7 protein-coding genes are annotated in these 16909 nt (G+C 51.3%); 1 reads left to right on the top strand and 6 read right to left on the bottom strand.

The window, feature by feature from the left end; genetic code table 11:
* Positions 1–29 precede the first annotated feature (29 nt).
* The 6 genes from BLV81_RS22000 to BLV81_RS21975 form a co-directional block, all read right to left on the bottom strand.
* Positions 30–8747, bottom strand: coding sequence for a lipase family protein (locus tag BLV81_RS22000; RefSeq protein WP_092360055.1), 8718 nt, complete (start codon positions 8745–8747; stop codon positions 30–32).
* 28 nt (positions 8748–8775) lie between these two features.
* Positions 8776–9324, bottom strand: a complete 549-nt coding sequence (locus BLV81_RS21995; RefSeq protein ID WP_143036413.1) for a hypothetical protein — start codon at positions 9322–9324, stop codon at positions 8776–8778.
* Between the two features lie 274 nt (positions 9325–9598).
* The gene (locus tag BLV81_RS21990) at positions 9599–11851 is read right to left on the bottom strand and encodes a peptidase domain-containing ABC transporter (RefSeq protein ID WP_092360053.1); all 2253 of its coding nucleotides are present in this window, start codon (positions 11849–11851) and stop codon (positions 9599–9601) included.
* A 52-nt stretch (positions 11852–11903) separates the two neighbouring features.
* A complete protein-coding gene (locus BLV81_RS21985; RefSeq protein WP_092360052.1) occupies positions 11904–12899 on the bottom strand; it encodes an NAD-dependent epimerase/dehydratase family protein in 996 nt (331 codons plus the stop codon).
* Positions 12896–14155, bottom strand: a complete 1260-nt coding sequence (locus BLV81_RS21980; RefSeq protein ID WP_092360051.1) for a glycosyltransferase — start codon at positions 14153–14155, stop codon at positions 12896–12898. The genes BLV81_RS21985 and BLV81_RS21980 overlap by 4 nt, the downstream gene beginning before the upstream one ends.
* A 198-nt stretch (positions 14156–14353) precedes the next feature.
* Positions 14354–15574: a glycosyltransferase family 4 protein gene (locus BLV81_RS21975; protein WP_092360050.1), complete on the bottom strand. Its 1221-nt coding sequence runs from the start codon at positions 15572–15574 to the stop codon at positions 14354–14356.
* A gap of 1057 nt (positions 15575–16631) precedes the next feature.
* On the opposite strand from BLV81_RS21975, the gene BLV81_RS21970 reads away from it, so the two are divergent.
* Positions 16632–16909: transposase (locus tag BLV81_RS21970; RefSeq protein ID WP_143036412.1), on the top strand; the 278-nt coding region annotated here is incomplete at its 3' end.

The following is a 16909-nucleotide window of genomic DNA, read 5'->3' as shown; positions in this document are numbered from 1 at the left end:
TCGATCTTGATACCCTAAGCACAAGCGCTTCATCGGATCTGCGCACCCATGCCACTGCCACTCCCCCATGGACTCAAAGTCTGAGGCGCCGTTGCAAACTGCGTATTGGATACGACTACGGCAGTGACGATATTGAAGCCAGTGAGATTACCCCGAACGCCATACTCATAGGCCAAATCCCCCCCCAGGGCCGTTGTGTTGCTATTGTCCAGATGAGCATCGAGCAGGCTGCTGGCGAGGCTCCATGCACCCGGTGCCGGATTATCTATTTGCGCTTGATCGAAAGCTCCTACCAGTTGCTGGAAGTCAAACGTTTCAACCTTGGTGTTTTTCAGCGTATCTGCCGATCTCGATGAATAGTCTGCAGTTGCTGCTTCGATGACTTGCAATGTCACCAGTTGCTGATTATCGGACGAAGCATACCAATCCTGAAACGTGACGGCATCGCTGCTGCCGACATCCAGAATCAGGTTGTTGCCGCTCCTCTGAAAAGCAAGATCGGCGTAACTGAATTTTCCGCCGAGAGAAAGCACGTTACTGTCTCCTGCATCTGCAACAACGGTATCCTGGCCATCCCCTAGGTTGAAGCCAATCACATTGCCACCAGGTCCTGTCGTAATCAGGTCGTTGCCGACACCACCTAACAGCAAGGAATTTTCGGCATTGCCGCCGATGGTATCGCCCCCCGTGCTTCCGATCAGCAGACGACCGCTCGCGCCATCGACTTCCTGACTGCCATTGATAGCGACGGAACTGGTGCCATTTATATTGCCGCCAGAACTCGTAGTGCTGCCGGCAGTGCCATCGCTGCGGCTCCAGCTTTGTTGCGAAAAGACGTTCTCATATCGAAATTGATCGGTGCTGTAAGTCGACCCATCGGTATTGGTTGTGGTCACTGATGTTTCCGTCGTGATATCACTGTTCATCCGATCAAATCCCACTGTACCGTCGGTATGCTGCCATTCATCGCCTGTCTTGTTGTCAGCAATGTCGTAGTTGGTAATCAGAAAATCGCCCCGACCGCTGCTTGAATAGGTGCTATAGCTGCCATCGGCAAACTGGAATTTATCAATCGGAGCAGTTCCATTAAAGGTGTCCAGACTCTTCACCAGAACGCTGTCCGATGATGTTCCATACTTGATCAACAAGTCGTCCCCACGTTGAGCCAGTTGCAGGCTATCCGCCGTGATGCCACCACCAAATCTCAAGGTGTTATTGCCAGAGGTATCAGACGCCTCGGACACGGTAATATTGCCGTCACCGCGACGCAGGAAAAACGTATCTTGCGCCCCGCCGCCGACCAAGGTGTCATTGGCATACCCACCAATCAATACCTCCGCGGCTGCCGCAGTTCCGGTTAATGCCTGGTTACTCGTCGTCGCTTGCAGGATGTTGTTTGACGTAGTGACGATACTGATCGGCGCCACCACACTCCAGGCTGCACCGTCAAATGCGCTGATTTGTATCAAGTCATTGCCGGCCGTAGCGCCAGTCACATATTGCAAACCGCTTAATTGCGCGCCCGTCAGGTAAACAGGCACTTCTGAAGATTGCTGCTTGCCGCTCAACGTAAAGTAACCTGAATCGGTTCCAGTATTCGATACCTTGTACCAGGTAATCGCATTGTTGCCGGTATCGCTGGCACTGAAAAGACTGGACACCGCAATTGTTTGATTCAATTGCAAAACCTGATCGGTAGCGGTCACCGTAGGTATGTAGTCATCGGCCATCTGATGAGCAGCGGCCATAAACTGGTTCAACGTCATGACGCTGCCGTCGGAAAACTCAATGCGATTGACGCCGATAGACAATATGTCGGGCTCATCGCTGTACATAGTCGGTTCCAAAATACCGTCTTGGTACACGACCCATACATTCGAAGTCCCGTAATTGATCTGGAGAATATTGGAGTCTGGATAAGCAGGATCTTGCACCAAACGATAGTTAAGATCCTTCGCAAGCAGTCCGTCCGGCATGACGAGCGTCTTATTGGGAACGACGCCTCCGTAACCGTCCTGAATTTCCGCGCTATTTTCCATATCCCCTGTGTCATTGATGATGTCGGTAGCATCGCCATGCATCGATACATAATAGGTATTTGTTCCCAAACCTCCATCCATGTAATCAAACCCGGAGCCGCCCACTATCGTATCGGCGCCATCGGTTCCTATCAGCGTATCGTTTCCAGCACCGGCTACAATAAAGGAGCGATCCAAGCTTGCTCCTGACGAGGAATAATCCTGCCCCGATCCATAATCTGGATTGGTACTACTCGTCGTGCCAAGATTCACAGACACGTTACCATCCCCAGTATTGACGGTCCCCATAAACGATGCACTTTGCACCCCGGACGAGTCATTATTTGACGCCATCGTAATCACATCGTTGCCACCATCGCCGGTGATTGCATAGGTGCTCAGGGTACGCTGCACGTCGACGGTGGAGGCTTGATAGGTATATGCCTGGTTTGTAGTGCCTGCTTGAACTTCACGTATCACACCCGGCACTGTAAATCCAACGTCCCCATTCGGTAGCAGATTGTGTTCATCAGATAAGAGATTGGTCCCTCCTCCAGTAGAAGAAGGCGGCCCCATATCCACAACAGTTTCAGCAGTTACCTGCACCAATTTATAAACCGGCACCGTCTTATATCCCGTAACAGTGGTCTCATGCACTTGCGTCGTATCGACATTGTCGTCAATCGAATCGAGTGCCAAATTCCCGCCGCTAGCGGTAAGCTTGTCTATCTTGACGCCATTAAAGGTGTAGTTAACCACCCTCCCTGCAATCCCATTAGCGTCGTTGCGGTAGTAATCGCCAACATTGGCGCGGCTAACATTGTTATTCAACCCGGCACCACTCTTGCCGTTCGATGTCAAATCCGTGGTCAATTGTGCTTTGTACGCCTGCTCCAGCGTGCTGATCTTGCCGCTGTAGTCGGTTGCGCCACCACTTAGATTTGCTTGCTGTGCAGTTACCCATGTCTGTAAAAAGACGGGACTATCGTTATCGCCCCCCAACACCCAGCCGACATTTTGCGGCTGGGGGTTGAAATACCCTTTGATAATCGTCGTTGTATCCAAAGAGTTAGAGTTGATATAGAGATCCTTCCCAACTTGTACCGCAAAGAAATCGGAAAGACGCATTCCTTCCGGTAGCCAGAGCGTCTCAATTCCGGATTGAGTACTGGAGTTGATGGTCGTCACACCACCTTCGGTCAGCATGAACGCATCACTGGACTGACCGCCTATCAAAGTATTCTCACCGGTCCCGGCAATCATCGTGTCGTTACCTGTACCGCCGTACAAAACATCCAACCCGGTTCCGCCAACAAGAATATCGTTTGCATCCTCGCCGTACAGTGTGTTGTTACCGGAGCCGGCAACCAGAGTATCGCCATTGCCCCAGCCGTACAGCGTATCGTTACCGCTGCTACCGACCAGCGAGGCATTGCCGTGCGCCGCAAAAATCAGGTTGCCCCCATAGCCAGCGAGCGTGACAGGTGCAGATTGCGTCTGGGCAATCAACTGGTTCAGATTGAGAGTGGCGCCACCAGTAAATGCATAAGTCGTATTATCGGTAGTGGATAATCCTCCACCGACGGTGACGTTACCACCAGTAACGTCAGTAAGGATGATTGATGGCGAGTTGCCATTCAACATTATGCTGAAGGTCAGGTCGGACGGGGCGATGCCGGCGCCAAACTGCAAAGTGCTGCTCGCCGCGTTATAGATGTCGGCGTGACCAAACCCCTGGTTAAACACATAGGTGCTACCAGCCCGCGCGATCATAACGTCGTTGCCGCCGCCGGCAACCAGGGTATCCATTCCTGCACCGCCATTCAGGATATCGTCGCCACTGCCGGCGATCAACAGGTCACTTCCGCTTCCGCCAAGTAACGTGTCGTTACCGCCGCCCGCAATCAACGTGTCGTTACCGTTGTTTGCCATGAGTTGATTATTCAGATCATTGCCAGTACCTGTCAGATTCGCGCTGCCGGTCAATATCAAATTATCGAAATTCGACGCCAACGTGTAACTGATATTCGCTTGTACCGTCGCAGAACGATGCACGGCCTGTTCCACCAGCACGTCATCCAAGCTATTGACAACAAAAACTGTATCATCAGCGCTACCGATCAGGGTATCCGTGCCGGTTCCTGCAATTAGTGTTGTGCTTCCTGATACGGCAGTCAATGTATCGTTACCTGCGTTCCCCGTAATGACTGAATCCCATGTATTGCCGGTCCCGACTAGATTGGCCAACCCGGTCAGGTTCAAGGTTGCTATCGCATCAGGCAGCACATAGTCTACTGACGAGACAATTGTATCGTTGTGATTCCCTGACGATAATTGGATTACATCCTGGACATTATTCACAACAAAAGTGGTGTTCCAATTATAGCTAACCAAGGTTTCTGCACCGGCTCCGGAAACCAAGGTGTCATTGCTTGCACCGGCTATCAGTGTATCGTTACCGACGCCGCCCACCAGCAGATCGCTCCCACCTCCGGCATACAAGACATTGTTACCGCTTCCTGCGTTCAGTGTCGCATTGCCTCCCCAAGATGACAGTGTGTCGTTGCCGCTACCGCCCTGGACCGATTCGCCAGCTCCGACACTGAACAAAACGTTGCCATTGCCACCAGCAATCGTCTCAGACTGAGCGCCGGTCTGTGCAATCAATTGTGCTAAGGTCAAGGAAGTGCCATCAGTGAAACTTACCTCGCTCACAGCACTACTTAGTCCACTGTCCACCAAAATGGTGCCAGCGCCCTCGATCTCCAATACTCCCGAACCATCGCCAGCCAGAGCAGCAGTGACCGCCAAGTCACTGGCGGAAATACCAGTCCCGAACTGGATGACATCAGAACCACTTGTCGAGGTAATTTCGGCTTGACCGAATCCGGCGTTAAATACATAGGTATTATTACCCGCGCCACCAACCAGCTTGTCAGATCCGCCCCCAGCGATTAGCGTGTCGTCGCCGCTGCCACCGAGCAAGGTCGCATCACCACCACCGGCCACCAGCAACACGTTGTTACCGCCGGTGCCATCCAATATATCAACCCCGGCCCCACCATATAACGTGTCGCTGCCAGTACCGGCAAGCACCGTCGTCGCACCATCAGCAGTCCCCCCGTCACCGGCATAGAGCACATCGGTCCCGGAGCCCCCCGCAATTTGGTCGGTTCCTAATCCACCATACACAGTAACAGCGCCATTTCCGGCATGAATTTGTGTTGCCGCAGCGGCACTACCACCGTCCCCTGCATAAATAACGTCAGTTCCCCAACCGCCAAAAATCGCATCGACGCCAAGGCCTCCGTACAAAGTTGAGCTACCATCGCCCGCATAAATGCTAGTCGCATTGTCGGCCGTGCCGCCGTCACCGGCACGAATGACGTCGGTACCGGTTCCGCCATACAACACATCGTGACCAGAACCGCCGGTAATGTCCTCGGTGCCGGCTCCGCCGTAGATGGTGACGTTACCGCTGCCGCCAATCAGGGTATCGCTACCGCCCGATCCGAAAATAAGAGCGTTGCCGGAGCCACCATCGACATAGTTGAATCCGGTTTCAAATGTGTCAAAGTTAGAACCGTCGCTACCTGCATAAATGGTGTCACTACCGCTGCCACCAAAGATGGTGTTATTGCCACCGTGGCCGATCAGCATGTCTTTACCACTTCCGCCATAAATATAATCGTTGCCGCCGCCGCCGATCGCCAACACATTACCGCTACCGCCAAAAATGGCATTACTGCCGTCCCCTCCAAAAATCGTATCGTTGCTGGTTCCGGTATCGACATAGTTATCGCCGTTCGACAGGAAGATAACGTCATTCCCCGCGCCTGCAAAAATTGTGTCGTTCCCACCGCCATCCTGATACATTACGTCATTTTGGTCACCGAACTTCGCCCCTTCGTAGGAAGACGGCACGACCGCACCCCTGGGCCAATCCACGGAACTAAGTGTATAGTCAAGAGTGTTCGGTGTTTGTGTGACAGACCAATCTTTTGTGACAATATCGACGTTCACGCCACCAACAAAGAAATTGTTACCGGCACCCAACACCACCACGTCATTGCCAGCTCCCACAACCACCGCATCGTTACCGCTTCCACCCACAATCGTGTTGTTGCCATCGCCGACCGACAGGAAACTGCCCTTCTGACCAGAAGCCGCTTCTGTTTTTGCTTGCGCTATCGCGGTGGACAAATCCACCTGCGTATTGGCATAAATACGATTGCTGCCGTCAAGCGCAAGAATCACATCCTGCCCGCCACCGCCACTGATGATGTCGTCACCACTGCCGCCCGTAATCAAATCGTTGCCGGCGCCGCTGACAATCGTTTCGTAACCGGCGCCGCCGACGATAGTATTGCTGCCCGCGCCACCCACGATACTGGCTTCGCTGGTCGCTCTGGCGTCAACATAACTATCACCGGATCCAGTGACTATTGTGCTGGCGCCGGTTCCTACGTAGCTCGTGAAACCTGTTTTAGGGTCATACGTCACGGTAGGGGCGTCAGGCAAGTTAGGCTTACTATCGACAATGGTCGGTACGCCCGAATCATTGATCGAAATTGAACTGGTCGCAGCAGGATCGTCCGCAGATGCGTTTGGATTATTCAATGTCGCCGTCAGCGTGAGGACAGCACCTTGGCTGGTGGCCCCGTCATTGATCAACTGGAACGTCACACTGTCCTCACCTGCGGGAATTGTCAGAGTAACGACACCGTTAGAAAATGCAATTTGACTAGTACCACTAGACAACAAATAATCTGCTACATTACCACCGGATAGCGCCAACGTGACCGTCTGCGCCGTGGCACTGTTTGCCGAGGCGTAAATCGTCAGACTCTTGGAAATATCTGTCTGCTGGCTACTGGCGCCAGGAACGTATTGACCTGTGAGAAAAGGGTCGTCGGTTCGATTCGAGCCTGATTGGATGGCAATTTTTTCGGAAAATTTGATGCCGAGATAGCCATTCGACTCGGTTTCGGCTGCGTCAAGATCAAAGTTTTTGAAAATAATCTGATCACTTGTACCTAAAGCACCGTTACTTGCAGTGAGAGTACCTGTGCCGTGCAACGGATTTCCAGCACTATCCGGCGCATATTGATAAGTTGTACCGTCACTTGCTGTCCAAGTGAAATTAGCAGTCGCACTGGGCGCTCCTGTGAGTTGAATGCTATTAACCCACACCGTACCTTGTCCATCAGAGTCAACGACGTAATCAGTGCCGCCTATCCCGGCATCTACACCAGTGAATACAAATTTATCATTGCCCTGACCGTACAACCAGTCATTCCCAAAACCAGCTTGCAGGTAATTATTCCCTTTACCGCCATTGAGCGTGTCGTTGCCCGTACCCGCGATCAAAACATCGTCCCCACCACCTCCTCTGAGCACATTGCCATTACCACCGCCAATCATGACATCGCTACCACCTCCGTTCCCAGAAGCGTCCATGCCACTCTGCCCCGCTTGAACAAACCAGTTGTCGGCGGAATCGATAATAGCTTCCGCAGCGGCATCATTGTTCCAGACCAGTTGTTCGGCGGCAGCAATCAACCGCTGCCTACCTAATTGAATACCCGTATCGTTCGTGGCAATATCGTTCAGATTAAAACCGACACCACCACTAACGCTGTTGAAAAATGACTGATAGGTGGAACCCTTAGCGCCGGTCGGCGGAAGAACCCAATAGTAATTCTCGATTGCGGCGGCAATCACCGCGTTATCGATCGGACTGGATTGCACAACACCATTTTTCCCGAGCCTTGCCATATCCTCCGCAAATAAAGTCAGAGGTCCGGATGCAGCGTTGATCGTGCCTATCAGCGGACTTTGCGCGTTCAACAGCTCAGTCATAAAATCGGCAGACCGGCCTTCCAAGGCTCGCGCGTAAAGCGTTTTGTCAAATAATGCCGACAACAATGTCGGCAATTGCAGTGTATCCAATCGCAGTTGATTACTGATTTCAAGAAGTGCATGCAAAACAATAGAATGCAAGTTCACAGATCCAACAGCATCACCGCCGCCAATTGTAATTTGAGTGTTGCTCCCGGCAACAAAAAGCGCGTTATTGAAATTGGCACTCAACACCTCGCCTTCAACGTAGTAAGCGGCAACATCTGATTCGCGAGCCAAACTCACCACATTCCCAATTAAGGGAATAAAACTGACCAATTTTGAATCCGCATATCCATTCTTGGCCAACGCTGCAGCAGTAGCAGTTGCGACACCGGAATTCATCGCAGTGGCTAAAAATGGAGCGTTGGCAAATATCTTCGATTGCACGTCGAACCACACCGACAAAATGGAAGCAAGACCAGCACCCAGCGAATGACCAGTGAAGGTAATATTGGCACCAGGATTGGCCGCCTTTACTTGCTCATAATAGAGTGCGGCCAAGATCAATTGCGATGAACCAAAACCTGAACCCAGACCAATATCTGCCAGCGCATCCGCGGCTGTTTGTCCATTGTTTGATCCAATCAGAAAATCCGTTCCCTCGAAAGCAATGATGATATCGCCTCCGTTTTGATATGAGGAGGCAGAAAACCCGCTGCTCAGTCCATTATTCGACGTGTCAGAGGGAGCTGGTACATTCGTTACCGGCGTCCAGCCTGGTGGCAGGCTGCTATCAACAATTTGATTTGGTACGCCCCGGTTATCGTTATAGGCGGCGGCTGACAGAATTGCATATATTGCTGGCGATATGGCTGCTGATGACATGTTTTATCCTAAGATTGGACTGTTAGAATTATTTGCTTGGGTAAATAAACTTCGGATCAATTCGTTTGAAGTACTTGGGGATAGTCGGATCACCGTTCACCTCGACACTTTCTTTTTTTACCAGCGTCAAAAGCGTCGTGTCTTTTGGAGGAAAGCTTTCAATTAACATATTCGTGGCGTAAATCGCCTTAGGAATCTGCTCAAACGGGATTCGTTTCCAACTCTCGCTCTCCCACAGAAAACCGATGTAAGGTGGGCTCGGATTTCCATAAAGCCTGGCTTCCCGTACAGTTGGAGGAGTTCCGACAACATAGAGTCGTCCCTCACTCACATTCAAAATTAATGGATCCAGATTTTCATGCCACACCAATGGCTTTGCAGAAAATTCCGGTAGATTAATGGTGAGCCATGCCTCTCGCGCAATTCTGCCGTCCGAGCGTTTCTTCTGTTCGACGACAATGATTCGACCGTCATTGAGCTTCACCTCTTCGTGCCATGTAAAGATAGTTTGAGAACAAGCGCTTAGATTCATCATGCATCCGACGATCATAATTAGTTGAACAAGTTTTTTTATCACGATTTAATTCCCTTAATAATCTTGATCACGTTAGATCAAACACTCATGCACTGTTCAAATCCTATTTTCTCTTCTGAATAGGAAGGACAGGTATTTTTAACTATTTCACCTGAGTCAGAAAGAAAACAGGACAAAAAATCAAAAAATGAATCACTCAATAAATGATTTTCCTTGTCCCATTTCTAGTGAATTTCGTTCTCATAAATTACTCAGATCGTCAACCTTGCAAGAATGACGTCGTTTCCTTATTGCAAATTCAATCTTTAGCATATGCTCAAGCTTGAGATGTATTTCCTACTCCGTGAAGATCAACATGCGAATGAATGGCAGCTAATGTTGTTGACCCGATCCGCACCACCTCATCCACCAGCAAATTCTTCGGCAATGCATGCGTAATAAACAGCATCGTTACCTTCCCCTTCAACTGATTGATGGTTCCCGCAAAATGTTCGGCGGTCGCCGCATCGAGACTGCTGGTAGCCTCATCAAACACCAGAATCTTCGGCTGCTTGAGTAAGGCCCTGGCAATCGCCATCCGCTGCTTTTGGCCGCCGGATAATCCCACGCCGCGTTCACCGATCTCAGTTTGATAACCCTGTGGGAGACGCTCAATGGTGCCGTGTATCTCCGCCATACGGCAGGCATGGACGACCTGGTCGAACGTCGCATGCGGATTGGCCATCAACAAGTTGTCGTAGATGGTGCCGGAGAACAGAACAGTCTCTTGCGGCACAACGCCAAAATAGTGGCGTAATTCGTTCGCGGAGAGATAGCGAATATCGTTGCCGTCGAGTTTGATCTGGCCATCGGACGGAACGTAGAAGCCTTGTAAAAGCTTGGTCAACGTACTTTTCCCCGACCCGGACGGCCCCATGATCGCAATCACCTTACCTGGCGTAACTGTCAAGCCAAAGTTCTGGTACAGATACGGCAGATTCTCCCCATACCGAAAACTCAGATTATCAATCTCGATGCTGCCCTTACTCTCACGCAGGCGGCTGGGTAGGATTGAATACGGTTCTTTCGGCGCATTCATGATGTCGCCCAGCCGTTGCATCGACATATTCGCCGTTTGAAACTGCTGCCACAAACCGACGATGCGCAACATAGGTTGCGAGACTCTGCCTGCGAACATCTGGAAGGCAATCAGCATACCGATCGTGAAATCGCTGTTGTGCATCACGTTATAGGCACCGACCACAAGAATCATCAGAGACATGAACTGCTCGATGCCGTTGGCGACCACGTTATAGGTGTTGGCGATTTGCTTCATCCTGAAACCCGCCTGCAGGTAGTCGGCCAGATAGTCGCCATAGCGTGCCGAGAGTTGTGGCTCCATCTGCAGACTCTTGACGGTTTCCAGGCCTGACACATATTCGGTAATGAATGCCTGGTTACGCGCACCCAGCAAAAACTGATGATTGAGACGATCACGGAACACCGGCGCCATGATTAGACTGAGGACGACGATGGCGCCGATCAGCGACAAGGCAACCAGGGTCAAGGTGACGTTGTAATAGAACATGATGCCGACGAAGATCAGCAAAAACGGCAAATCGAGAATCAGCGACACGGCCGCACTGGCGACAAATTCGCGAATGCTTTCCACCCCATGCAGACGCGCGGCAATGACGCCGGTCGGGCGATGTTCGAAGTAGCGTGGCGGCAGCTTGAAAAGATGATCGAAGACGGCGCTGCCCAGGACGGCATCGACCCGGTTGCCCGTGTGCAGAACCAGATACTGGCGCACCCACGAAAGCAACGCAGAGAACAGCATGAAGACACCCAGGCCGATGGCGATGACAATCAAGGTGCTTTCTGTCCGGTGTACCACCACCTTGTCGATCACGACTTGCGTAAATAATGGCGTACCGAGCGCAAGCAACTGAATGATCAGCGAGGCAATCAGAACGTCGCGCCATACGCGCCGGTGTTTTAAAAGCTCCGGGATAAACCAGTTGAAACCGAATTTGCTCTGATCTGCTCGTGCACCGTCTGGATCCTTGATCGTTTTAGCGTTCATCGCGAGTTGGAACACGGTCCCGGCATAGGAAGCCGCGAACTCAGCTTGTGTCAACGTCTTGGGCGTATTGCTGCCGGCTTCGAACAAGATGACGTTGCCATCATTGATTTGAACGATGATTGCAGGGCGGCTTGCTCTTGACGCAGGTTCGACGCCGACACCGTTGGTTGCTTGTGCCGATGCATTAGGGAGTTGATTGTCAACTTCCGGACCATGCATGATAGCCAGGCAAGGCATGTGTAATGCGATTAGTGCCCCGCTCTCGCAATTTTTACGTTTGATCTTGAAGCCCAAAGCACGTCCGGCATTAATAATCGAATCGGCGCTGTAGGGCGGTGGAAATTGCTGCAGCAGCAGATTACTGTCGAACGGTTTACCGTTCAACGCGCAGAAACTCCCCATCGCCCAGGTCACATCGTGGACGGAAAACGCATGAGTCAAAGCAGGCTGTTTGCGCCCCGAAACAATACCTGCGTTAACCAGCTTTAATATTCGACGGCGCATTATTTTTATAAAAATCACTTTAACTACAACATAGAAAAATCACTTGGTTTCCCTATCGGAAATCATGGCGTGAAAACCCTTTTAGCTCACCAATTTCCCCAACCAATGACTGCGTTTCAAAAGAACGATGAATCTTGCCAATACCCTCGCGCAGGCTGATCTTGGACAACCATCCCAATTCCACATACGCTCGATCACAAGCGAGGATATTTGACCTGACGTCAAAGACTCGGGCGCCGCCTCGTTTTCGTACAGCTGTCTTCCCGGTAATCACTTCAATGATGCCTACCAATTCGTCGATCCGTGTTCCGTGACCTGAGCCGATATTGAGAATTGCAGATCGCCCCGTATATCGCGCTGAGCGGATCAACGCATCCACGACGTCGGACACATGGATATAGTCCCTGACAGCAGAGCCATCTCCCCAAATTTCAATTGGTTCGCCGTTGCGAGCCTGTTGTATAAATGCGGCAACTGCCCCTTGGGTCGCAGTCGCCATTTGACGCTCTCCATATACATTGGACGCGCGCAGCACAACGTACTCCAGGCCATAAAGATGGCGATAAAGCTCAAGATATTTCTCGATGGCTAATTTGACGATCCCGTACGAGGTGATTGGATTGGCAGGATGGTCTTCGTCGATTGGAACTTGTGTCGACTCACCATAAACAGTGCCGCCGGAAGACATGAAGATTATTCTCTTGAGTCCGGAATAGCGGGCCAACTCTAAAAGCTGAACGGTCCCCATCAAATTCGACTCTATGTCGGCAAGAGGATCGTCATTCGATGTTTTGGGAAGCGTGCTGCCAATCAGATGGAAAGCAATATCGCATCCTTGGATGGCATTGGAAAGAAGTCCCTTATCACGGAAATCGCCATGGATACACTCGATGTCGCCCTTTGACAAAAGGGTAGCAAGGAATGGAGATTGCTTTTTATCAAAAACACGTACGACATAGCCCTCGTCTAACAGGCGTTCCACCAAGTCTGCGCCGATAAAGCCAGCTCCGCCCAAGACAAGACATCGCACAATCTTTTCTTTGCTCATCGCCGATCATCGCCCTTCTGATTAACCGGGGTACTGGGCAACGACTTATAGGAAGGCGGCCCATTCTCCCCAGTCAGAATATTCACCAAACCAACAATCTCATCGACTGCAGCATTGACATCAAAACCGCGATATCGGTCTGCAATAGCAATAGCCTTGGTTTTGCATTCGGATGTTCGGCATAGCCGGTCCAGCATTGTCGCAACGATTTGACCGGTGGCTCCGGCGGGCACCATCAAGCCCGCACCTAACTCAACGACCCTCTTTGCCGTCATATGCCCTTCAACTAATCGCGGCGACATCAATTGCGGCACACCTTTCAACAAAAAGGTCGCCACAGTTCCTTCCGCCGCATACGACACACAAACGTGTGCGCTACTTGCAAGCCGTTCCAACGCAACCGGTCGTGTCGTAAAGGTTATCCGCACACTTCGATATTTGTTGAGTCGTTCCTTGTCGAATTCTGGCGCGACGCATACGACACTGGCTCCGCTCTCAAGTAAGCCGCCAAGGATTGCGTCGACATTTTCGGTATCTGGCCTCAAGTAAGCAAAAACACGGTGCTCGCCCTCATCCGGCCAGGCAATTGAATCTGCTTTGGGCTGCCCACGCAGCATGCCGATATAGCGGATGTTGGGTCGCGCACCGTAATGGTCCAGCTCAGGAAACGTGGCCAGCAGACATGTCTGCGGGTCAAACAGATCCCGTAACGCTTGAAGCTTCTTGCCATTGAATGCTTGTATCACTGTGTTCGCGGTTTCGACGGCAATACGCTCGGATCTGGCGGCAAGCTCTTGCGTCGCCCATGAGAATCCGGGGAACGGCGGCAATGGATCTGTTGCCGGCGGCAATTCGAAACCATTTCCCAGCCATACGACGCGTACGCCTGCAATACGTGCAGCCAGGCAGGCTGTCGGCGAAAAATCCGCAATGATGACGTCCGGCCTGAACATTCGGAAAAGATTGATCCAGCCCTGTATCAATCCCCATAGGACGGAGTTCTCGGCCCAGCCTTGAGACAGCAAGATATCCGCGTAGCCGGTCTGACGATGACGTAGTTGCCGCCCCTGGGCAAGTATCGGAGCCTGAACAAAAGAAATATTTGTGGGACCAAAAACGGTAGCTGCCGTTGGTATGTCCCGAACCGCAGCTAATACCGCATGCCCTTGCTCTTTGAGTCTCTCCGCCACGGGTAATAATCGCAGCAAGTGCCCCGTGTTGGAGCCAATTTCCCACGTTAACAGGATGCGTCTCATTGGGTCACCCTAGTGCTGTGCAAGTGATCGCCACTCAAATCATGCGTTGGCAATGCTAGCGTCCGCACGACACGGGTCTGCGAATCGTTTGAGGAATGAGGAAAAATTTGCTTGATCAAGAGTTCGACGCCCAACAGCTTGCGATTGAATATATAAAAATTGCCCATTCCCTATACAACGCCTTGTACTTTCAGAACGCTACAAAACTAGTTTTTCAATCAAGCCCAACTGCGCCGGCAGGCAAATGGTCCGCAAATCGAATTTATCGACAATGGTGCGGCGGGCGTTGTGTCTGATTTGTGCATGCGCGCGAACATCTTCCAGTGCTTCGACAACGCGCTGTGAAATGTCTCTTGGTGAAAAAAAATCGACGAGAATACCGTTTTCGCCATCTCGAATCACTTCTTCCACGGGGGGCGTTCTGGAACCAACCACAAGACACCCCGCCGACATGGCTTCGAGCATCGACCACGACAACACGAACGGAAAAGTGAGATAAACGTGGACGCGCGATATCTGCAGGATCGTGAGAAAGGATGAATACGGCACTTTGCCAAGAAAGTGCACGCGCTTGAGATCGATCGCATCTCCCAGTTCGTCCAGCAAGCGCTGCCGAAAGGTCAATCCGTCCGCCAAACCGGGTCCATAGCTGGTTTCATCGCCCCCGACAATCAAGACATGGGCGTTTGGACGGCGCTCCAAAATGGCAGGAAGGCTGCGCATGAAACTCGGGAATCCGCGGTAAGGCTCCAGATTGCGCGCAACATAGGTGACTACTTCATCCCCCTGTTGCAAGACAATCTCCGTGCCTGGAATGCTAAAACTGGCGTTATCGCTCGGTCTAACCAGTTGGGTATCGATGCCCTCGTGGATGACGCTGATGATTGACTGATAGCGTAGCGGATAGACAGATCGTTGCCACAGTGTCGGACATTGCCCCCAGTCGACCGACTCCAGCGCTAGCAGATTGCCGAAGTTTTTGGTTCGCAAGCGCGGCGGCCTGTCCGGTGTGGGAGGATCGTTCGGATCAAAGCCGACGTCGGCACCCTGCTCCTTATAGAAAAATTCGAAATAGCCCAATAACGGCGTATTCGGAAAGACATCTTTCAGATACCAGATTTCTCCCCAACCATTGTGGCCGAGCATCACGTCTGGGACGAAACCGGCATTCTTCAACTCCATCGCAACCCGCGCCACTTCCTGTGCATTCAGTATGCCGGCTTCGGTCTCGCGCAGATAATGATGGATCCCTGGGGTCACAATTCTCTGCGGCTTATAGACAATCTTCTTCACGCCAGGAATCGATGCGTCCTGACGCTGGGTAATAAAGACGATCTCGTTTCCCGGAACGGATGCCAGGTGACGCGCAAGATGAAGATATTGGCCAGGGAAATTTTGGTGAACAAAGAGAATCTTCATATGCGCTGTGGAATTGCATTCTCGCCTAACTCATTGTTGCAATTTGAATTGAGCTACTGACTACGTTTGCGGGCTGGCTTTAATGTGTGCTGACCATCCACTTCAATAACACCCAGGAATCTTTGTGACTTTGTGCCGAATTGCTCTTTTCATTTGCACTCTACGCATCAGTGTTGTACGAAATTGCTTGTCAAATATCGAGACAAGATGCCAACGCATCGATTTCCACCATTTTTAAAGAACGTAAGTGCGCCTTATTGCTTTGTCAATGATCCGAAAATCTGAATTACATATCAATCAGTTAATCCCTAAAAGACTATAGGGATTTCCCTATAGCAACAATAATTCATCATTGGCACGCAAGATGGCCCAGATTCAAATTTTTGGTATTGACGCATTTACGCGTGAAATCCATGGTCGAGCGACGAAATCTAGCCAACAAAAAATACCGCTCTAATGTGAGAAAAAACAATTGGGGGAGTAACATCAATATTTCCTTATGACAATCCGTGGCGCACGCCAAATCACCTATCAATATTCACAGGTTGTTTTTTCTTTTCGGCAAGTTATAGTCCTCTTGCAATGTGTTCATTGGCCGCTCTGAGATTGTAAGCAAGAATAGTTTGCCACTATCAATACTATCTAGATGCCCGTTGATCTTGATGCTTATGAGATTTATTCCAATCGCTTTTTAACAGCTCACGGATTCTCGACATGCGCCCATACCTGGTTTTCCCTCAAGACCACGGCGTCGCATGAGCGAAGCAGCAACGCTCCTTGGGCTTTCCTCGCCGCCCTTGCTCAACAACCCAACCACCGGACAATGCCATGAGCTACTATTCATTTAAGCCCTCTTCTTCACCGGCCCCCGCTTCGGCAGGCTCCCTGCGCTCAGCGTTCTCGCGTTGGCTACTGGCGAACCATGGTTCGTCCTACCGCGCAACCGTGAGCAATCAACGATCACGCGCCAATGCCACGCGGCTCAATTCGGACTGTAGTGGTCTAATTTGCCCGGACACCTCGATAGGTGGACAATCCACCATCCGAGGAGATTTGCATGACAAGGCAACGCCGCACTTTCGATCACAGCTTCAAGCTTGAGGTCGTCAAAATGATCAAAGAACAGGGACTCAGTGTTCAGCACGTATGCGAGAGCATGAGCATTGGCCCGACCGCCGTGCGTCGCTGGGTAGAGCAGTACGATGCCGAGCAATCCGGCCAGCCAGGCATTGGCAAACCGCTGACGCCCGAGCAACAACGAATCAGGCAGTTGGAGCAGGAGAACCGCCAACTGCGAGGAGATGTAGAAATCTTAAAAAAGGCCTCGGCCTTCTT

It is taken from the genome of Collimonas sp. OK242, from assembly GCF_900107095.1.
Classification (GTDB): domain Bacteria; phylum Pseudomonadota; class Gammaproteobacteria; order Burkholderiales; family Burkholderiaceae_D; genus Collimonas.
The sequence above is the reverse complement of the archived record's forward strand: the minus strand, read 5'-3'. Positions and strand labels throughout refer to the sequence as shown.

Coding starts and splice junctions, on each gene's coding strand:
- BLV81_RS22000 (WP_092360055.1), bottom strand. CDS start 8,747: ATGTCATCAGCAGCCATATCGCCAGCAATATATGCAATTCTGTCAGCC.
- BLV81_RS21990 (WP_092360053.1), bottom strand. CDS start 11,851: ATGCGCCGTCGAATATTAAAGCTGGTTAACGCAGGTATTGTTTCGGGG.
- BLV81_RS21985 (WP_092360052.1), bottom strand. CDS start 12,899: ATGAGCAAAGAAAAGATTGTGCGATGTCTTGTCTTGGGCGGAGCTGGC.
- BLV81_RS21980 (WP_092360051.1), bottom strand. CDS start 14,155: ATGAGACGCATCCTGTTAACGTGGGAAATTGGCTCCAACACGGGGCAC.
- BLV81_RS21975 (WP_092360050.1), bottom strand. CDS start 15,574: ATGAAGATTCTCTTTGTTCACCAAAATTTCCCTGGCCAATATCTTCAT.